This is a genomic window from Polaromonas sp. P4_H1, from assembly GCF_056400945.1.
Window position 1 is genome coordinate 47565 of the sequence record NZ_JBFUKG010000024.1, and the last position, 20097, is coordinate 67661.

Annotated in this window: 17 protein-coding genes and 1 tRNA gene; 13 read left to right on the forward strand and 5 right to left on the reverse strand. The window is 62.9% G+C overall.

Annotated elements, in window-relative coordinates; genetic code table 11:
- Nucleotides 1-44 precede the first annotated feature (44 nt).
- A complete protein-coding gene (locus tag AC1DS5_RS23350) occupies nucleotides 45-281 on the reverse strand; it encodes a Fis family transcriptional regulator (RefSeq protein WP_011482085.1) in 237 nt (78 codons plus the stop codon).
- Complete coding sequence (dusB, locus tag AC1DS5_RS23355) at nucleotides 278-1348, reverse strand: tRNA dihydrouridine synthase DusB (protein WP_477720640.1); 1071 nt, start codon at nucleotides 1346-1348, stop codon at nucleotides 278-280. The genes AC1DS5_RS23350 and dusB overlap by 4 nt, the downstream gene beginning before the upstream one ends.
- Before the next feature lie 169 nt (nucleotides 1349-1517).
- On the opposite strand from dusB, the gene AC1DS5_RS23360 reads away from it, so the two are divergent.
- Nucleotides 1518-2000, forward strand: coding sequence for a YqaA family protein (locus AC1DS5_RS23360; RefSeq protein WP_477720641.1), 483 nt, complete (start codon nucleotides 1518-1520; stop codon nucleotides 1998-2000).
- A gap of 43 nt (nucleotides 2001-2043) precedes the next feature.
- Here AC1DS5_RS23360 and AC1DS5_RS23365 read toward each other — a convergent pair whose 3' ends face one another.
- From AC1DS5_RS23365 to AC1DS5_RS23375, 3 genes are all read right to left on the reverse strand, one after another.
- Nucleotides 2044-2790 carry an rRNA pseudouridine synthase gene (locus AC1DS5_RS23365; RefSeq protein WP_477720642.1) on the reverse strand — a complete coding sequence of 249 codons (747 nt, stop codon included), beginning with the start codon at nucleotides 2788-2790 and terminating at the stop codon, nucleotides 2044-2046.
- 133 nt (nucleotides 2791-2923) lie between these two features.
- A complete protein-coding gene (gene ychF / locus AC1DS5_RS23370; RefSeq protein ID WP_477720643.1) occupies nucleotides 2924-4015 on the reverse strand; it encodes a redox-regulated ATPase YchF in 1092 nt (363 codons plus the stop codon).
- 179 nt (nucleotides 4016-4194) lie between these two features.
- On the reverse strand, nucleotides 4195-5082 hold the full coding sequence (locus AC1DS5_RS23375; RefSeq protein ID WP_477720664.1) for an MOSC domain-containing protein: 888 nt from the start codon (nucleotides 5080-5082) through the stop codon (nucleotides 4195-4197).
- Nucleotides 5083-5252: 170 nt separating this feature from the next.
- Here AC1DS5_RS23375 and AC1DS5_RS23380 point away from each other — a divergent pair, with 170 nt between their 5' ends.
- From AC1DS5_RS23380 to mdoH, 12 genes are all read left to right on the forward strand, one after another.
- On the forward strand, nucleotides 5253-6374 hold the full coding sequence (locus AC1DS5_RS23380; protein WP_477720644.1) for an FAD-dependent monooxygenase: 1122 nt from the start codon (nucleotides 5253-5255) through the stop codon (nucleotides 6372-6374).
- A gap of 47 nt (nucleotides 6375-6421) precedes the next feature.
- The gene (locus AC1DS5_RS23385; RefSeq protein ID WP_477720645.1) at nucleotides 6422-7135 is read left to right on the forward strand and encodes a DsbC family protein; all 714 of its coding nucleotides are present in this window, start codon (nucleotides 6422-6424) and stop codon (nucleotides 7133-7135) included.
- Nucleotides 7136-7446: 311 nt separating this feature from the next.
- The gene (locus tag AC1DS5_RS23390; RefSeq protein WP_477720646.1) at nucleotides 7447-9264 is read left to right on the forward strand and encodes a M61 family metallopeptidase; all 1818 of its coding nucleotides are present in this window, start codon (nucleotides 7447-7449) and stop codon (nucleotides 9262-9264) included.
- Nucleotides 9265-9343: 79 nt separating this feature from the next.
- Complete coding sequence (locus tag AC1DS5_RS23395) at nucleotides 9344-10132, forward strand: enoyl-CoA hydratase (protein WP_477720647.1); 789 nt, start codon at nucleotides 9344-9346, stop codon at nucleotides 10130-10132.
- Between the two features lie 38 nt (nucleotides 10133-10170).
- Nucleotides 10171-10247, forward strand: a tRNA-Met gene (locus AC1DS5_RS23400).
- Nucleotides 10248-10831: 584 nt separating this feature from the next.
- Nucleotides 10832-11287 carry a hypothetical protein gene (locus AC1DS5_RS23405; protein WP_477720648.1) on the forward strand — a complete coding sequence of 152 codons (456 nt, stop codon included), beginning with the start codon at nucleotides 10832-10834 and terminating at the stop codon, nucleotides 11285-11287.
- A gap of 87 nt (nucleotides 11288-11374) precedes the next feature.
- Nucleotides 11375-12718: a tRNA (N6-isopentenyl adenosine(37)-C2)-methylthiotransferase MiaB gene (gene miaB / locus AC1DS5_RS23410; RefSeq protein ID WP_477720649.1), complete on the forward strand. Its 1344-nt coding sequence runs from the start codon at nucleotides 11375-11377 to the stop codon at nucleotides 12716-12718.
- A gap of 30 nt (nucleotides 12719-12748) precedes the next feature.
- Complete coding sequence (locus AC1DS5_RS23415) at nucleotides 12749-14170, forward strand: sensor histidine kinase (protein ID WP_477720650.1); 1422 nt, start codon at nucleotides 12749-12751, stop codon at nucleotides 14168-14170.
- Nucleotides 14154-14828: a hypothetical protein gene (locus AC1DS5_RS23420; protein ID WP_477720651.1), complete on the forward strand. Its 675-nt coding sequence runs from the start codon at nucleotides 14154-14156 to the stop codon at nucleotides 14826-14828. Before AC1DS5_RS23415 ends, AC1DS5_RS23420 begins: the two co-directional genes overlap by 17 nt.
- 4 nt (nucleotides 14829-14832) lie before the next feature.
- Nucleotides 14833-16233 carry a sigma 54-interacting transcriptional regulator gene (locus tag AC1DS5_RS23425; RefSeq protein WP_477720652.1) on the forward strand — a complete coding sequence of 467 codons (1401 nt, stop codon included), beginning with the start codon at nucleotides 14833-14835 and terminating at the stop codon, nucleotides 16231-16233.
- A 241-nt stretch (nucleotides 16234-16474) separates the two neighbouring features.
- Nucleotides 16475-18103 carry a glucan biosynthesis protein G gene (locus AC1DS5_RS23430; RefSeq protein ID WP_477720653.1) on the forward strand — a complete coding sequence of 543 codons (1629 nt, stop codon included), beginning with the start codon at nucleotides 16475-16477 and terminating at the stop codon, nucleotides 18101-18103.
- Complete coding sequence (gene mdoH / locus AC1DS5_RS23435) at nucleotides 18079-20070, forward strand: glucans biosynthesis glucosyltransferase MdoH (protein ID WP_477720654.1); 1992 nt, start codon at nucleotides 18079-18081, stop codon at nucleotides 20068-20070. Before AC1DS5_RS23430 ends, mdoH begins: the two co-directional genes overlap by 25 nt.
- Nucleotides 20071-20097 lie beyond the last annotated feature (27 nt).

The window sequence follows — 20097 nt, forward strand, 5'->3', positions numbered from 1 at the left end:
GAAGAAATGCAGGCCCGGAAAACCGGACGGTGAAAGTGAAGGGCTTATTTGATGAGCTTGTGCTCGACCAGCTTCTTGCGAAGCGTGTTGCGGTTCAGCCCCAGCCATTCGGCGGCGCGCGACTGGTTCTGCTCCGCATGCTGCATGACCACTTCCAGCAGTGGCTTTTCAACCACCCGGACCATCATGTCATACATGCCGTCGGGATCGGTACCGCGCAAGTCCCTGAAATACCCCTCCAGACTGGTGCGTACGCATTCTTCTATGTGCTTTTTGCTCATGCAGCAGCTTCCTCCTGATTTTTATCTTTGTTCGTCCATGCCTGCCCCGGCCCGCCCCCGGCGTCCCCGACTGCCGGAATGCGGTCCATCCGGTCGCCAAGCTCCTCGAAAAACTCCCCGACTGCGCGCAACTGCGCATCGCAGTCCTCCAGCAGATTCATCTTTGCGCGAAACACTTCACCACCCGGCAAGGTCTTGACATACCAACCGATGTGCTTGCGCGCCGTGCGCACGCCGGTGTAGCCGCCATACAGATCATAGTGATCCAGCAAGTGGTCGAGCAACAGGCGTTTGACTTCCGCGACCAGCGGCGGCGCAAGATGCGTGCCGGTGGCCATGAAATGTGCAATCTCGCGAAAAATCCAGGGCCGTCCCTGCGCCGCGCGACCAATCATCACGGCATCGGCACCGGTGTAAGCCAGCACATCGCGGGCCTTTTCGGGGCTGCTGATGTCGCCGTTGGCCACCACCGGAATACGCAAGGCAGACTTCACCGCGGCAATGGTGTCATATTCGGCCAACCCCTTGTAGCCCTGCTCGCGCGTGCGGCCGTGCACGGTGACCATCTGCACTCCGGCACTTTCAGCCGCGCGCGCAATCACCAGGGCATTTTTGTGGGCCTGGCACCAGCCGGTGCGCATCTTGAGGGTGACGGGAACGCCATGGGGCGCGCAGGCGGCAACGACGGCCTGCACAATCTGCAGCGCCAGCGTTTCGTCCTGCATCAGGGCCGAGCCGGCCCATTTGTTGCACACCTTCTTGGCCGGGCAACCCATGTTGATGTCGATGATTTGTGCGCCGCGATCCACGTTGTAGGCCGCGGCTTCGGCCATCATCTGCGCGTCGGTGCCGGCAATCTGTACCGCAATCGGCGCAGCTTCGCCCGCATGGTTGGCGCGACGCGAAGTCTTGAGGCTATCCCATAGATCGCGGCGCGAGGTCACCATCTCGCTGACCGCATAGCCCGCCCCCAGCTTTTTGCACAGCTGGCGGAACGGCCGGTCCGTCACACCAGCCATGGGCGCAACAAACAGTCTGTTTGCCAAAGCGTAGGGGCCAATGTTCATGGAAAAAATGGGGGCGCTGATTGCTGAAAACCGAAGGCATGATTGTAGCTGCCTAAAATTTCAGCAATTGAAATTGCATGCGGGATTTTGTAAGCGCCCTGCCGACAGGCCTGCCTGCAGGACTTGCGCTGGCTGCTGCCTATACTCCAACGCTTATGCTCCAACGCTTATGGAAACCTGGATCCGCCACATCGTAGAACTCCTTGCGTTGCCGGAATACGGTCTGAGCACGGTGTTTGTGGTGTCGTTCATCTCCGCTACGCTGTTGCCGCTCGGTTCCGAGCCCGTGGTGTTCGGGCTCGTCAAGCTCAACCCTGAGATGTTCTGGGCGGTGGTGCTGGTCGCCAGTGCCGGCAACACCCTGGGCGGCGCCGTTGACTGGTGGATGGGCTACGGTGCGCACAAGGTGGTCGACAAATACAAACATTCGTCACACCATGGACACGCCATTCGCTGGCTGGAAAAACTCGGCCCCAAAGCCTGCCTGTTCGCCTGGCTGCCTGTTGTGGGAGACCCGCTGTGCGCTGTCGCCGGTTGGCTCAAGTTTCCCTTCTGGCCCTGCCTCGCCTACATGGCAGTCGGCAAGTTTGTACGCTACTTTTTGATGACGGGCACCTTGATCTGGGCATTTCCCGGTGTGATCGGCCCCTGAACGGCGGCCACCCCGCCTGTCACCCGAGGCCATCGGGCCCGCCTCAAAACCGCTCGTGGGGCAACAGGTAGCGCCATTGGCCGGGCTGCAGGTTGCTCATGGGCACACGGCCGATGCGCAGGCGCTTCATGGCCACTACCCTGAGCCCGACGCTTTCGCACATATAAGCAACCTGCCCGGGCCGCTCGCCCTTGAGCGCAAAACGCAGGCGCGCCTCGCTTTGCCAGCTCACCTTGGCCGGCGGCAACAGCACGCCCTGGAAGGTGAAGCCATGGTCAACGCGGTTCAGGCGCTCCAGGCCGCCGGGCTTGATCTCGCCCGTCACCTCCACAATCACCTCGTGCTCAAGCACACCGGCATCTTCGCGAAGCTTGCGTGCCACGCGCCAATCCTGGGTGAACACCACCAGCCCGCTGGCCGCCGTCGCCAGGGGCGTGACCAGCTCAGCGGCAGAAAAATGTTTCTTGAGCGGACGAATGCCGGACCGGTCGTCCGGCGACTGGTTCGCGGCAACCAGAAGCCCGGCGGCGGAGGGGACGCCGCGGCCTGCCGGTGCGTCCAGCGCTGCCTCGTGGCCCGCCGGTTTATGCAGCAGCAAAGTGACCGGCGCCAGGGCCAGCAGGCTGGCGTCTTTTGACAATTCAATGGTCTGGTTCAGCACGCGGAACTGGGGCTCTTCCACCACCACGCCGTCTACCGTGACCCAGCCGCCTTCGATGTACTGCTCGGCCTCGCGGCGCGAACAGGACAGCATTTCAGCAAGGCGTTTGGCGAGGCGTACAGGTTCCATGGAAAAAATTGTCCCGGTGAGTACGGTGGGCGGCTAGCGCCCGATGGCCATCAAAAATCAGCTTTCGGCCCTCGTTCTGACGACCATGGCAAGAGGCTTGAACGATTTCCTGCCGGTCAGCAATCGGCCAGTTTCAGCTGCTGAACAGGAAGTTCATCACGTCGCCATCCTTGACGACGTAATCCTTGCCTTCACTGCGCATCTTGCCAGCGTCTTTGGCGGCCTGCTCGCCCTTGAAGGTGATGAAGTCATCAAATGCAATCGTCTGGGCACGAATGTAGCCCTTCTCAAAATCGGTGTGAATCACGCCGGCGGCTTGCGGGCCGGTATCGCCCACATGGATGGTCCAGGCACGCACTTCCTTCACGCCCGCCGTGAAGTAGGTCTGCAGGCCCAGCAGCTTGTAGGCAGCCATGATCAGCCGGTTCAGCCCGGGCTCGTCCTGGCCGATTTCAGCGAGGAACATTTTTTTGTCTTCCTCGTCCATGTCGGCCATTTCGGCTTCCATCTTCGCGCAGATCGCCACCACGGGGGCCTTTTGCGCGACTGCGTAGGCTTTCAGGCGATCCAGAAATGGATTGTTCTCAAAACCATCTTCCGCCACGTTGGCCACGAACATTGCGGGCTTGGCGGTGATCAGGAAAAACTGCGCCAGCAGCGGCAGTTCTTCCTTGCTGAAATCCACGGCGCGCACGGGCTTGCCCTCATTGAGCGCAGCCTGGCATTTTTCAAGGATGGCCACCAGCTTGACGGACTCCTTGTCGCCCGAGCGTGCAGTCTTGGTCACCCGATGCAGGGCTTTTTCAACCGCCGCCAGATCAGCCAGGCACAGCTCGGTCTGGATCACTTCAATATCGGAAATCGGGTCCACCTTGCCGGCCACGTGAATCACGTTGTCGTCTTCAAAGCAGCGCACCACATTGACGGTGGCGTCGGTCTCGCGAATGTGCGCCAGGAATTTGTTGCCCAGGCCTTCACCAGTGCTGGCGCCTGCCACCAGGCCGGCAATGTCCACAAACTCGACGATTGCGGGAACAACACGTTCGGGCTTGACGATTTCAGACAATTGGGCCAGCCTGGGGTCAGGCACTTCCACGATGCCGACGTTGGGCTCAATCGTGCAAAAAGGATAGTTTTCGGCCGCGATCCCCGCTTTGGTCAACGCATTGAACAGGGTGGATTTTCCGACGTTAGGCAAGCCTACGATGCCGCACTTCAAACTCATGACAAACCTTCAAAAACAGATCCAGAAGTGTATTCGATGACCGGTAACGGACGTTCCTCGAGCCTCATCTGAGGGGGCGGTGGGGCCCGCCGCGGCCCTGCGCCCCGGAATGAACCCGACCGGCCGCCCGGTGAGACCGGTGGTGGTTTTCAGGCGAAAACCGGACTACTCAAAAAGCCTCAATCAAAGCGGTAGTTGGCGCTGACCTTCTGGCCGACCCTGAGCAGGTGATCGGTGCCGCGCAAAACGATGGCATTCACGCCGAAGGTCAGCGCGCCATTGACCCGTGCGTCCTGGCGGTAGGTTTGCAGCATGTCCGTGACCTCCGGGCTGGTGATGGCGGTGGCCGGGTCAATGTTGGGAATCGGGCAGCGCGGGCAAGGCTTGACCGGCCTGAGCTGCACCGTGCCTTGTTCCGTAGCGATCTGCAGCAAGTCGAGCCGGTCTTCGTCGTGCGGCCCGAATTCGCTGTCGCCTGCCTTGCCCAGCACAATATTGGGCCGAAAGCGCGCCATCCCCACTGCGGCAGCGCCCGAGGCGCGCAGCCTTGCATTGAGGTTGTCCAGCGACGCCTCGCTCAGGACCAGCAGCGAATAACCGTCGCTGAACTGGTTGAGCGCCTCCACATCGCCGGTCCACTGACGGCTGGAGACTCTTTTGTGCTCGGGGTCAAAGCGCACCAGCCGTGCCGGGGTGCCGAGAAAATCGGTGAACCACTGGGCCGCGATGGCGCCCATGTCATAAGCGGCGACCTCATCGTCCCAGACCCGCACCCGCACCGGGCCCTCCACCTCGTCCAAAGCGACGTGCAAGGCCAGCATGCCGGGGGCACGCAACACCATTTCGTGGTACTTGAGCTGAGGTTGGATCAGCGCCATGCGCGGCAATTCGCGTTGCGTGAGGAACGCGCCCTCCCCGTCCACCACCATCCAGGCCCTGTCAAATTCCAGGCCCGTTTCGGTCAGGATGGCTTCCTGCACACTCACCCCGGCGCAGGATTTCACCGGGTACACACATAGCTGCGAAATGACCGCGGTCATGTCCGACGGTGTATCGGCAGTGTTCATCCCTGCGTCGTTCAATGAATCGCTCACTTTGATCAGTCCTTTTGAATTCGGGATGAATACCCGCTAAATGCCCGTCGAATACCTGCTCGAAGCCTGCTTAATGCCGGGTTTGACCCATCTGCCAGGCATGCTTTGAACCATCAATTTTGCACTGCCTTCTAAAATGAGGGATGTCCAAGCCCTTTGATGTCTGTATTCGCGGCGACGGTGTGGTGGGTCGCACACTGGCCTTGCTGCTGGCGCGCGAGCGTTTGCGCGTGGCGCTGGTCACACGGCCCGACAGGGCGCCCGCAGCGCAGGCCGCAGCCGATGTGCGGGCGTACGCGCTGAACAGCGCCTCCCGCCAGGTGCTGGAAACACTGCGGGCCTGGCCCGAAGCGCCTTTTGCCACGCCGGTTCTGGAGATGCAGGTGTGGGGGGACGACGGCGGCAAGCTGGATTTCACGGCGCTAAGCCTGGACGCCGGCGAAACGGAACGGGCACTGGCCTGGATCGTCGATGTACCGGCACTCGAGGAGCAACTGATCCAGGCGGTGCGCTACCAGCCCCAGATTGAAATGGTGAAGACGCCAGTCAAAGCGGCGCTCACCGTGATCTGTGAAGGCCACAAAAGCAGCAGCCGCGATGAATTCGGCGCGCACTGGACCGTCAAGCCCTATCCCCAAAAAGCCATCGCTGCCCGGCTCGACTCGGACAAACCGCATGGCGGCATCGCCCGCCAGTGGTTTGCCCATGGCGACATACTGGCGCTTTTGCCTTTATCTGGTGCGGCGGGGAACTCTGTGGCGCTGGTGTGGTCTGTTTCTGTGGAGCGCGCGGGCGACCTGGAAAAACTGCCGCCGGAGGAATTCTGCACTGCCCTGCAAGCCGTCTGCGGCCAGGAGGCGGGTACCTTGCGTTTAACAAGCGAAAGGGCCAGTTGGCCCCTGGCGCTTTCCAACGCCGCGCATTGGGTTGGACCAGGCTGGGCACTTGCGGGCGATGCGGCGCACACCGTGCACCCGCTGGCCGGGCAGGGCCTGAACCTCGGTCTGGCCGACGCAGCCATGCTTGCCAGGGTGATTGCGGAGCGCGAATATTGGCGCGGGCTGGGAGATGAAAAACTGCTGCGCCGATACGAAAGGGCACGCAAGGCGGACGTGGCCGCCATGGGCGCCGTGACAGATGGCCTGCACGGACTTTTTGCGCAGACCGATGGGCGCTGGCAGGCGTTGCGCAACTGGGGCATGAAGGGGTTTGCCCGCAGCGCCCTTCTGAAAAACTGGATCGCGCGGCAGGCCGCGGGTAGATGACGCCAACCGGAACCAACCGAAGTAACTGAAACAAGCAGAGGCAAAAAATGAAGTTCGTAAAAACAATCGCCGTTGCCGGCCTGATAGCGTGCAGCCTGGGTGGTGCGCTGGCGCAGGAGGCGGCTATCCGCAAAAACCTGGCTGAAAGACTGCCCGCATTCTCGAAAATCGACGAAATCAGCAAGACCCCCATGAATGGCTTGTATGAAATTCGGGTCAATGAAACCGAAATTTTCTACACCGATGCGGAAGGCAACTTTTTGCTGCAGGGCCACCTGCTTGACACCCGTGCCAAACGCAACCTGACCGAAGAACGCGTTGAAAAGCTCACGGCGATAGATTTTGACGCCCTGCCGTTCAAGGACGCGTTTACCGTGGTGCGCGGCAATGGCAAACGCAAGATGGCGGTTTTTGAAGACCCCAACTGTGGCTATTGCAAGCGCTTTGAACGTGACCTGCAAAAAGTCAACGATGTGACGGTTTACATGTTTTTGTACCCCATCCTGGGCCCTGATTCGACCGACAAGTCCAAAAACATCTGGTGCGCCAAAGACAAGGCCAAGGCCTGGGTGGACCTGATGGTGCGCGACCAACCCGTGGCCAAAGCCAGCTGCGACACCGCGTCGATTGACCGCAACATCGACTTCGGCAGGAAGCACAAGATCACGGGAACACCCACCCTGGTTTTTGCCAGCGGCTCCCGTGTGCCCGGCGCCATCAGCGCGCAACAGGTCGAAAAAGCCCTCACCGACGGCAAGTAGGGCCTGCCACCGCTGCTGACCTCGGCTGACGACCCACCTGCAAACGACCGCAGTGGTCACACAGCAAGCGCTGCAGTGCTCTGAGCCGTGCCTGCTGAAGGCCCGGAGACACACCCTGGCGCCCTGTGCAGCGCCCCCTATCCAGCCTCGCTGCACAAGGTTGCTGCACATAGCCGATTCCACGTTGCGCCCGCAGGAGCAGCGTAGAAGCCGCCTACTTCTTTGTCCTCGATTGAAAGGGTGGAGAAAGAATGGAGAGGGGGCAGACGTAAGGGTGGAGTATTCTTTTGCCTGACACGCCAGGCCTCAACATGAAAAACAAAACACTTCCGTCTACATCCATTCATTACCGCGTCGAGGTAGCCGATCCCAATGCCCACCTGTTTCGCGTGACACTCACCATCCCGTTACCGGCAGCCGGGCAACGGGTGGCCCTGCCGGTGTGGATACCGGGCAGCTACCTGGTGCGCGAGTTTTCAAAAAACCTTCAGTGCCTGGAGGCCCGACAGGGAAGCCGCAGGCCCCTGCCGGTGGAGCAAGTGGACAAATGCACCTGGCACATCCAGTGCGACCCGACCCAGCCACTGGTGCTGACCTATGAAGTCCATGCACGCGACAACTCGGTACGCGCCGCCTGGCTGGACACCGACCGTGGCTTTTTCAATGGCACCAGCCTGTGCCTGAAAGTGGAGGGGCAGGAGAAAGCGCCGCATGCGCTGGAGCTGCCGGCGCCCAAGGCGCTGGCCGGCTGGGCGGTGGCCACGGGATTGACCGCACAAAAGGTCAACAAACGCGGCTTTGGCACGTACGTGGCAGCCGATTACGACGAGCTGGTCGACTGCCCGGTGGAGATGGGCGCCTTCTGGAGCGGCAGCTTCAGCGCCTGCGGCGTGCCGCACCGCTTTGTAGTGGCCGGTGCCGCCGCCACATTTGACGGCGACCGGCTGCTGGCCGATACCCGGAAAATTTGCGAAGCGGAAATCCGTTTCTGGCACGGCGGCAAAAAGCCACCGTATAAAAACTACCTGTTCATGCTCAACGCGGTGGACGACGATTATGGCGGACTGGAGCACCGCAACTCCACGGCATTGATCTGCAACCGCAAAGACCTGCCGCGGCTGGGCGAACCCAAACCATCCGAGGGCTACACCACGCTGCGCGGCCTCATCAGCCATGAGTATTTTCATACCTGGAATGTCAAGCGCCTGCGCCCCGCAGAATTTGAAAACCACCACTACGACCGCGAGAACTACACCGGGCTGCTGTGGTTCTTTGAGGGCTTCACCAGCTATTACGATGACCTTCTTTTACGCCGGGCGGGCCTGCTGGACAACGCGGCCTACCTGAAACTGCTCAACAAAACCATTAACCAGGTGATGCAGACGCCGGGCCGGCTGGTGCAGTCGGTCGCCCAGGCCAGTTTTGACGCGTGGGTGAAGTACTACCGGCCAGATGAAAACACGCCCAATGCCACCGTGAGCTACTACACCAAGGGCGCGCTCGTGGCCCTGTGTTTTGACCTGACATTGCGCAGTGAAAGCCGGCCTGCCGAAAACGCCAACGCGGGCGCGACGCTCGACGACGTGATGCGCACGCTCTGGCTGAACTGCAAGGCCGGCCCCATGCGTGAGGCTGATTTTGCGCAGGCTCTCCTGGCCCTGGGTCATCGCTCCTTCGCGCCCGAACTGACACGCTGGGTGCACGGGCGGGCCGAGCTTCCCTTGAAAGAACTGCTGCAGCAGCACGGCGTGGCCGTATTCGAAGAACCGGCCCAGCTGGCACAGCGGCTGGGCCTGCGGGTCGGCGAAGGCCAGAGTGTGCAAATCAAGGCCGTGCTGCGTGGCGGGGTTGCCGAGCAGGCTGGTTTCGCGGCCGGCGATGAATGGCTGGGACTGGAACCCGCCGGCAGCGCGCGGGCGCGCCATGCCGGCCAACCTGGCGGCTGGCGCATGAGCCGGCTGGACGACCTGCTGCTCTACGCAGGGACGGCCAAAAAAGTTGTGGCGCTGGTGTCGCGCGACAAGCGACTGATGCGGCTGGAGCTGGCCATGCCGGCCGCCCTCACCACCTGGCGGCTGGCAGTGCAGGATGCCGGACTGGTTGATCGGTGGCTGGCGCCCAAGGCCTGAAGCTCCGCGGAAAGCTTGCGCAATGCCGAAAACGGGCCGGAACGTGGCATGATAAATTGGTCAAAACGAAGGACTTTCCATGAGCTACGAAACAATTGTGATCTCTACCCAGGGCCCCGACGCGCGCAAGGTCGGCATCATCACCCTGAACCGCCCCAAGCAACTCAATGCGCTCAATGACCAGCTCATGGATGAACTGGGAGCCGCACTCAAGGGGTTTGATGCGGACGACAGCGTGGGCTGCATCATCCTGACCGGCAGCGAGAAGGCCTTTGCAGCCGGCGCTGACATCGGCGTCATGGCGAACTACGGCTTTGCCGAGGTCTACAACAACGACTACATCACCCGCAACTGGGAGCAGATCCGCAGCATCCGCAAGCCGGTCATTGCAGCGGTCAGCGGTTTTGCGCTGGGCGGCGGTTGCGAGCTGGCCATGATGTGCGACTTCATCATTGCCGCCGACAACGCGAAATTCGGCCAGCCCGAGATCAAGCTGGGCATCATCCCCGGCGCCGGCGGCACGCAGCGCCTGCCACGGGCGGTCGGCAAGGCCAAGGCGATGGACATGGCCCTGACCGGCCGCATGATGGATGCCGCCGAGGCGGAGCGCGCCGGCCTGGTCAGCCGCGTGGTGCCGCTGGACAACCTCATGGACGAGGCGCTCGGCGCAGCCCTGATGATTTGCGGCTACGGCCAGATCGCGCTCATGGCCGCCAAGGAGGCGATCAACCGCGCCTTCGAAAGCGGGCTCAGTGACGGCGTGATGTTTGAGCGGCGGCTTTTCCACGCGATCTTCGCCACCAGTGACCAGAAAGAAGGCATGGGCGCATTTTTGAACAAACGCAAACCGGTGTTCAGCCATCGCTGACGCCAGCGCTTTTCAAGCGGCTATAATATCGGTCGCGCGGTGATATAGCTCAGTTGGTTAGAGCGCAGCATTCATAATGCTGATGTCGGTGGTTCAAGTCCACCTATCACCACCAAACATTCAAAAAGGCGGGCGATCAATGATCGGCCCGCCTTTTTCTTTGGCCGGTGGTTGCACGCAACCGAAACTGCTCAGGAAGTTGGGTCAACGCCGCCACAAATCTCTGAGAACCTGTTTACGATCTAAACGAGGCCGCGTTGGGGTGCAATCGGGATGAGTGGGGCGCCCGGGTCCGCCGCATGGGCTAATGCCCATGCAAGGGCCCGGGTGGCTCAATCGCCCGATTTCACCCCAACCCGAAGGGCAAGCGCCTTCTCGGGCGGTCTGCGGCGTTGCGGCGCTTGCCCATAGCCCGAGCTATGGGCGGCGCACCGCGCCTTGCATCCCATCCCGAGAAGGTGCTTGCGCGGCCCCGTTTAGATCGTAAACAGGTTCTGAGCCATTGATCCGGGGTACTGACTTCAGGTCGAAGCTTTAAACCGTTGATTCATAAAGTTTTTCGGGCAGTGCGGTAGAATTGCCAACCGAGCGCAGACGCCTGCGAAAGCCTCGCAAACCGGGACTTGCCGATGAATCGGCCGCAACCGCCGAGGCGCCCGCCGACCTCTCTTTAATTTTCACAGCCTCTGGACACATACCATGAACCGCTGCACCCACCGCCTGATGGCCGTCCTGGTCCTGACAGCTGCTGCTGCCAGCCTGGTCACAACGCCGATTGCCGCCCAGACAGACGACGCCCCACTCAAGGTTCGGGAATTTCCCAAAGCCGCCCTGCGCGGCGAAATGACTGTGCTGGCGCCTCCGGAAATTTCCCTGAACGGCAAAGCTGACCGCCTCTCGGTCGGTGCACGCATACGTGATGCCAACAACCACTTTATCCTGCCGGGTCCGCTGACCAACCAAACGCTGGTGGTCAACTACCTGCGCGACAACATCGGCCAGGTGCAGCAGGTCTGGATCCTCAACGCAGAAGAAGCCAGGGAAAAGCGGGCCGGTTCCGCCGGCACCGTTTTCAACTTCATCACCGGCACGGCTGCGGCTCCCGCGGACGACGGCAAGACACCCTACACGCAGCTGCCGGCCTACAAGCAGTAATCTGGCGTCATCCATCGCCAAGCAAGCCTCTCGCCCCTTTTGCCCGTTATTCAAGGGCGACCATAGCTATCATTTATATAGCACATCATGAGCAAAAAAGTTTTTATCAAAACCTTCGGGTGCCAGATGAACGAGTACGACTCGGACAAGATGTCCGACGTGCTGCATGCGGCGGAAGGTTACGAGCCCACCCAGAACGTGGACGAAGCCGACCTGATCCTGTTCAACACCTGCTCGGTGCGCGAAAAGGCGCAGGAAAAAGTCTTCAGCGACCTGGGCCGCGTCAAGCATCTGAAGGAAAAAGGCGTGCTGATTGGCGTGGGCGGCTGCGTTGCCAGCCAGGAAGGCGCGGCTATCATCCAGCGCGCGCCGTATGTCGACGTGGTGTTCGGCCCCCAGACGCTGCACCGCCTGCCCGACCTGCTGGCCAAACGTGCGCGACTGAACAAACCCCAGGTCGACATCAGTTTTCCTGAAATTGAAAAATTTGACCACCTGCCGCCGGCCCGTGTGGAAGGCGCTAGCGCCTTTGTCAGCATCATGGAAGGCTGTTCAAAATACTGCAGTTACTGCGTGGTGCCCTACACGCGCGGAGAGGAAGTCTCGCGCCCCTTTGAAGACGTACTGGTCGAAGTGGCGGGCCTGGCCGACCAGGGCGTCAAGGAAGTCACGCTGCTGGGGCAAAACGTCAATGCCTACCGCGGCCCCATGGGCAGCACGGCCGAGATCGCCGACTTTGCCACCCTGCTGGAATATGTGTCCGATATTCCCGGCATCGAACGCATCCGCTATGTCACCAGCCACCCCAACGAGTTCACGCAAAACCTGATTGACGCCTATGCCCGGCTGCCCAAGCTGGTCAACCACCTGCATCTGCCGGTGCAGCACGGCTCGGACCGCATCCTGATGGCCATGAAGCGCGGCTACACCGCCATGGAATACAAAAGCACCATTCGCAAATTGCGCGCCATCCGCCCCGACCTCGCCATGAGCAGCGATTTCATCGTCGGCTTTCCGGGCGAAACCGAAGAAGATTTTGGCAAGATGATGAAGCTGATTGACGAGGTGGGCTACGACACCTCCTTCAGTTTCATCTACAGCCCGCGGCCCGGTACACCTGCCGCCGCGCTGCACGACGATACGCCGCACGAGGTCAAGCTCAGGCGCCTGCAGCATTTGCAGGCCACGATCGACGACAGCGTGCGCGCCATCAGCGCCAGCCGCCTGGGTACCGTGCAGCGCATTCTCGTGGAAGGCGCGTCGCGCAAGGACCCGACCGAACTGATGGGTCGCACCGAGTGCAACCGCGTGGTCAATTTCAAGGGCCAGCCGCAGTTGATCGGCCAGATGCTCGACATCACCATCACGGCGGCCACACAGCGCTCCCTGCGCGGCGAAGTCCTGACCCGGGACATCGCCATGCCGGCCTGAGGCGGCTCGTTGCGCCAGCACGCCAAGCACATGCTGCAACGGTTTTCGTTCCGGCAACTGCTAGTCATCGCGTTCCTGCTGATCGCCGCCTTGCTCGGCGCCGCTTCGCTGCGCGCGCTGTTCACCCTCGAAGACCTGACACTGCAGAGCCGCGACAATGCGGCCCGCGCGCTTGAACTGGGCAGCGCGGCCCAGTCGCTGGGCGAGCGCAGCGTCTCGATGGAACGCACCTCAAGGCAGTCGGTTGTCCTCGACGACCGGGTGCTGCGTGAACGCTTTGGCGATGAAGTCCGCGAGTCGACGGCCATCCTGGACAGCCTGGTCAAGGAAGGCATCCCGAACGCGAAAGCGCGGCAATGGCGCGCGCACCTGCAAACCGTTGTCAGCCTGATGCCCGGCCCGCCGGCAACCGCGCTGGACCGGGAACGCCAGCTGGCGCAGGAGTTTCGCGAACTGGAGGGGGTCAATGCGGCCATCGCGGTGCAGGTTCAGCAAGCCATTCAGCAACGCAACAAATCGCTGGAAGGCCGGCTGGAGGCCAGCCGCCAGCGTCTGGCGCAGCAGGTGGGCTGGGCCATCGCACTGGCGGTGGTCATGGCGCTGGCGTTCGGCATCTGGTTCACCCTGCCCCTGAAGCGGCTGGAACATGCCATCGTGGGCCTCGGTGAAAACCGGCTGGACCAGGTGATTGCGATCCAGGGACCGGCCGATCTGGCTCTGGTCGGGCAGCGGTTGAACTGGCTGCGGTTGCGCCTGGTGGAGCTCGATGCCGACAAGTCCCGCTTTTTGCGCCATATCTCGCATGAGCTCAAGACGCCACTGGCGTCCCTGCGAGAAGGGGTGTCACTGCTGGAAGACGGCGTGGCCGGCCCCTTGAGCGATGACCAGCGCGAGATTGCGCAAATCCTGAAGCACAACACCGGCGTGCTGCAGGGGCAGATTGAGGATTTGCTGCGCTTCAATACCGCGGCGTTCGAGGCGCGCCAGTTGCGCAGGCAGACGGTGGACCTGCTGCAGCTCATGGAGGATCAGGTCGACGCGCAGCGCCTGCAATGGCGTGCACGGGAATTGTCGGTCGCCGTCGTGGGTGAGCCGCTCAGGATGGAGCTGGACGCCGAGAAAATCGGCACCGCGCTGGCCAACCTCCTGTCCAACGCCATCCGCTACTCACCGCCCAGGGGCATGGTCCGCCTGGAGCTGGCTGCGCTGCCGGGCCGGGTACGCATCGATATTCACGACCAGGGCATCGGCGTGGCTGCAGCCGACCGAGACCGGATTTTCGAGCCCTTCTACCGTGGCGAGCGGCAACCCGCCGACGTGGTACGCGGCAGCGGCATTGGTTTGTCCATCGTGCACGAATATATTGCGGCGCACGGCGGGCGCCTTGAACTGCTGCCAGACCAACCTGGTGCACACTTCCGGATTGAGCTTCCCCATGTTTCCAAACCCTGATTTTTCCACTCGCCGCATCCACGCGGGCCTGCTGGCCCTGGCGGCTGCGGCCGCGCTGGCGGCCTGCAGTGCCGGCCCGTCCAGCCAGGGCGTCGGCGACGCGGCGGGCAAGACGGCCCCACAACCCGCTACCGCGGCCGAGCGCGCTGCACGTGCCAATGCCGGCCAGCCGGCTGGCGCAGCGAAGCCAGCCCCATCGGCCGAGCCGGACGCCGTGGTCCGCATGCTGGCCTATGCCGAGCGGGTACGCGTGATGCCACCCGCCGAACTGGGCCAGGAGCTCGCACGGCTGGGCGACGCGTCCACTCCCGCCGATCAGCTGCGGCTGTCCCTGGTCCTGAGCCAGCTTCATCAATTGCCAGACCTGATACGGGCGCAGGAGTTGCTGGCCCGGGTACTCGGCAACGCGGACACGGAAGCCCAGGCGCTGCAGCCGCTGGCCCGCCTGCTGGCCTCGCGTTTTGCCGAGCAGCGCCGCCTTGAAGAACAGCTTGAAAAACAGAACCAGCAGATGCGCGATGTGCAGCGCAAGCTGGACCAGACCAATGAAAGGCTGGAAGCGCTCAAGGCCATTGAGCGCAGCCTGGCGAGCCGTCCCCCGGCTGCGCCCGCATCGTCCCCGGCACCAGCCAACCGTGGCCGGCCCCCGGCGCCATGACCTCATGACCGACTCTTCCACGCCATCCGCAGCGCCGGTCTCACAAGCAGCCCATCTGTTGGTCGTTGACGACGACCCGGACATGCTGCGCCTGCTGACGATCCGGCTCACGGCGGCGGGGTACCGCGTGACCGCAGTCACCTCTGCGGAGGCGGCCATGACCCAGCTCCATATCGAGCGGCCGCAACTGGTGCTGAGCGACGTGCAGCTTCCCGGCCGCGATGGCCTGGCCCTGTTTGACGACATCCGCGCCCAGCATCCTTCGCTGCCGGTGATCCTGCTGACGGCGCATGGCACCATTCCCGATGCGGTGGAGGCGACCGAGCGGGGCGTGTTCACCTACCTGACCAAACCTTTTGACGGCAAGGGCCTGCTCGACAAGATCGCGCAGGCCCTGGCGCTGAGCGCGCCTTCGCATCCGGCCAGGCGGGGCAGCCCCGAGGCATGGCAACACCAGATCATCAGCCGCTCCAGCCGCATGGCCGAAGCGCTGGCGGAAGCGCGCATGATCTCGCAATCGGACGCCAGTGTGCTGCTGCGCGGTGAAAGCGGCACCGGCAAGGAACTGCTGGCACAGGCCATCCACCAGGCCAGCCCGCGCGCCGGCAAACCCTTTATCGCCGTCAACTGCGGCGCCATCCCCGAGGCCCTGCTGGAGTCGGAACTGTTCGGCCACGTCAAGGGCGCCTTCACCGACGCGGTGGCCAGTCACAAGGGCTTGTTCCAGGCAGCCGACGGCGGCACACTGCTGCTCGACGAAATTGGCGACATGCCGCCCGCCCTTCAGGTCAAGCTGCTGCGCGTGCTGCAGGAGCGGGTGGTGCGGCCGCTGGGCTCTAGCCAATCGATCCCGGTGGACGTGCGCATCATCTCGGCCACCCACCGCGACCTGGACTCCGCCATGGCCGAAGGCCAGTTCCGCGCCGACCTGTATTACCGCCTCAATGTGGTGACACTGACACTGCCGCCGCTGTCGGAGCGCCGCGAGGACATTCCCCTGCTGGCCAACCATTTCCTCATCAAACTGGCCAGCAAGTATGACAAACGCCTGAGCGGCTTCGCCCCCGAAGCCATCAAGGCCCTGACCACGGCCGCCTGGCCGGGCAATGTGCGGCAGCTCTACAACGTGGTGGAGCAGGTCTGTGCGCTGTCGACCACGCCGCTCGTGCCGCTGGCCCTGGTGCAGCGCGCCCTTCGCTCGCCGAGTGTGCAGGTACTCACTTTTGCCGAGGCCCGGCAACGTTTTGAACGCGACTACCTGGTCGGCCTGCTCAAGCTGACCGATGGCAATGTGGCCGACGCCGCGCGCCTGGCCGACCGGAATCGCACCGAGTTTTACCGCCTGATGCAAAAACATGGCTTGACGCCCGGGCATTTCAAGGCCGACAGCACCTCCACCGCCTGACGGCCCGTGACGGATGGCGGGGCCCCGCCGCCAGGCAGTCGCTGGCTGGCGACAGCCTGGAGCCCCTGATTTCAAAGGGATTTTTTCTGCAGGCGCAGAAGGCTGTCGCTCTCAGGCGACAAAAAAGCAGCTTTTGACCGGTTTTTCCGGATTTGTCGCTGCCACTCCCGGAACATCCTGGCCAAGTGGTTGATTTTAAAGGAGTTTTCAGAACTGGCACAGGGTTTGCCCTAGTCAGTCCATGGAAACCTTTTTCAGCCCGTTTCGTGGCAAAGTTTTCGCCCCTTCCCGCGCCCCTTTTGTCCCTGATGTTTCAGGCAGCGGCAACGCCTGGCAGGCCCGCCTGACCGCCCTGGCATGCTTGGGCCTGCTGGTCCTGGGCGCGGGCCAAGCCCGCGCCTGGAGCCTGGACGACGTCGCCGGCCTGGCCCGCGAGCGTGCCCAGACACCCTTCAAACCCGCCACGCAAGCCATGCCGGCGGAACTCGCCAACCTCGACTATGACGGTTACCGCGACATCCGCTTCAACCCGGCCAGTACGGTGTGGCGAGCCGACAAACTCCCCTATGAAGTGAATTTCTTCCACATTGGCAGGGAGGTGGCCTCGGTTCGCATCCATGAGATCACGCCCGAAGGCGTCAAACCGATCCCCTACCGCCCCGCCGAATTCAATTACGGAAAAAACAGCTTGTCGCCAGAAAAGTGGGGCGACCTCGGCCACGGTGGGCTGCGCGCTTTCAACAACCTGAACTCGGCTACTTACAAGGACGAATTGGCGGTGTTCCAGGGCGCCAGCTACTTCAGGGCGCTGGGCACAGGCCAGCGTTACGGCTTGTCAGCCCGCGGCTTGGCAGTGGACACCGTGGGCGGCGGCAAGGAAGAGTTTCCGCGCTTCACGGACTTCTGGCTGGAAAAACCCGCGGCCGATGCGAAGCGGCTCACGGTTTATGCGCTGATGGACTCGCAGCGCATGACGGGCGCCTACCGTTTTGACATCACGCCGGGTGAACAGACCACCACAGCGGTGCAGGCACGCATCTTCATGCGGGACAACAAGCAGCCGGGCGCCCAAACGCCGGTCAAGACGCTGGGGCTGGCACCGCTGACCAGCATGTTTTTCTTTGGTGAAAACCAGCCCCGCCCCGGCGACTTTCGGCCAGAAGTACACGACTCGGACGGCTTGATGATTGCGACCGGAGAAGGGGAATGGCTGTGGCGTCCGCTGCAGAACCCTGCCTCACCGCTGGTCACCTCGTTTCGCATGAAGAGCCTCAAGGGCTTCGGCCTGATGCAGCGCGACCGCGCGTTCAACAGCTACGAGGACACCGAAGCACGTTACGAGCTCAGGCCCAGCGCCTGGGTGACACCGGTCGGTGACTGGGGCGCCGGTCGCGTGGAGCTTTTGCAATTTGCCACGCCGGACGAGACCCATGACAACGTGGCGGCCTACTGGGTACCCGACAGGATGCCCGCCCCCGGCGAGTCCCTGGACCTGGCCTGGCAGATAGCCTGGCAAGGCAAGAACCAGCAACTGCCGCCCAACGGCTGGGTCACCCAATCGCGCCGCGGCACCGGCTATTCCAAGCTCGATGCCAATGCGCGGAACCAGCAGATCCAGTTCGTCATCGATTTTGCGGGACCGGCACTCGAGGCCTTGCCCGAAGACGCCGCCGTTCGGGCCATTGCCACCGCCAGTGCCAACGGCCGTGTGCTCGAAAGCCTGGCTTACCGCAACCCTGCCACGGGCACCTGGCGCATGACCTTGCGCGTGCAGCGACTCAACCCGGCCCAGCCGGTCGAACTGCGTGCCTTCCTTCAACACAACAGCAACACCTTGAGTGAAACATGGACCAACCTCATCACACCTTGATCCAGCCCGGCAGCCGCAGCCCCCTGCGGGAGGAGCGTCACCCGAACTCGGTCACCGCACCGCCCATCCATCGCGGCTCCATGGTGCCGCGTCCGTGGCGCGGCTTCTGGAACGGCCTGGGAACGGCCGCGCTGATGCCGCTGGTGGGACTGACCACCCCAAGGCCGGCCCGCGTGTTGCCGCGCGAGAGGCTGGAGCCCTGGCAGCACGCGGCCCAATGCCGCCGGGCCATCTTCGTGGTGCTGACCCTGCTCAGCACAGTGCTGGCCACCTGCATTTTTGCCGACATGCAGCCCGACTATGACAACGCCTGGCTGGAGTACGGCCAGATCAGCCTGTTTGCGCTGCTGTCGGCCTGGGTGGTCACAGGTTTCATGACGGCCGTGATGGGGTTTTATGTGACGCTGTTCGGAGATGCCCGGGCCCTGTCGGCCAAAAAGGTGCAGCACTACCCGCTGAATGAGTCGACCCGCACGGCCATCATCATGCCCATCTGCAATGAAGATGTGCGCACCGTGTTTGCCGGCCTGCGCGCCACCTGCGAGTCGGTGGCGATGACCGGCCATGTGAAAAACTTCGACGTGTTTGTGCTGTCGGACAGCAGCAATCCGGCCATCATCAAGGCCGAGCGGGCCGCATGGGAAGACCTGCGCACCCAGCTGGCCGCCCACCCAGAGCAGCCGCAGATCGAAGTGTATTACCGCCTGCGCAAACGCCGCACCGACCGCAAGGCCGGCAACGTGGCCGACTTCTGCCGCCGCTGGGGCAAGGACTACCGCTACATGGTGGTGCTGGATGCCGACAGCGTGATGAGCGGCGATTGCCTGGTCTCAATGGTCAAGCTGATGGAAGCCAACCCCAGGGCGGGCATCATCCAGACAGCCACCCAGGCCATCGGCCATGTGACGCTGCATGCGCGTGCGCAGCAGTTCGCCTCGCGCGTGACGGGCCGGCTCTTCACGCTCGGCATGCAGTTCTGGCAGATGGGCGAGTCGCACTACTGGGGCCACAACGCCATCCTCCGCATAGCACCCTTCATGCAGCACTGCGCACTGGCGCATATCAAGGGCACGGGCGGCATGGCGGGCAGCATCATGTCGCATGACTTCGTGGAAGCCGCCCTGATGCGCCGCGCCGGTTACCACGTCTGGCTGGTGGCCGACCTGGTGGGCAGTTATGAGCAGCAGCCGCCCGATTTGCTCGCAGAATTGCAGCGGGACCGCCGCTGGTGCCAGGGTAATTTGCAAAACTCGCGCCTGATTGCAGAGCCGGGCATTCATCCGGTGCACCGCTCCATGTTTGCCACCGGTGCCATGGCCTACCTGTCGGCGCCGCTGTGGCTGTGCTTCCTGACACTGGGAACGGCGCTGTGGCTGTCGGGCTCGCCCATGATGAGCGACTGGGCCCTGCTGCCCGGCGAACTCGTGTCGCTCTGGGCCTGGACGCTGTGCATGCTGTTTTTACCGCGCATCCTCGGCCTTGCAGCCGTGCTGATCAACCGCCAGCAACAGGCGTACGGCGGCACGGCCAGCCTGCTGCGGAGCGCGCTGCTGGAAACCCTCATTGCCCTGCTGCAGGCGCCCATCCGCATGCTGGCGCACTCGCTGTTTGTCGTGGTTGCCCTGACGGGCCTGAAGCTGGAATGGAAATCGCCCCCGCGCGAGGCCGCAGCCGTGCCTTGGCGGCATGCGTTGGCGCAGCTCGCCCCGATGAGCGGCGTGATCGCCTTGCTGGCAGCCGGCATTGCAATGATTGACGCAGGCGCCCTGGTCTGGCTGCTGCCTGTGGGTTTGCCCCTGCTGCTGGCGATTCCGATGACCGTGCTCACCAGCCAGGTGGGTGTGGGCGCGGCCCTGCGCGCGCAAAGCTACCTGCTGATTCCAGAAGAAACCCGGTCACCGGCCGTGCTGCGCCGCGCCTGGCTGCATGCCAGCCGGCGGGCCCAGCCGTGGCTGAAGGCGGCCTGACGCTTTGAAAGCCTACAAAAAAAGCCG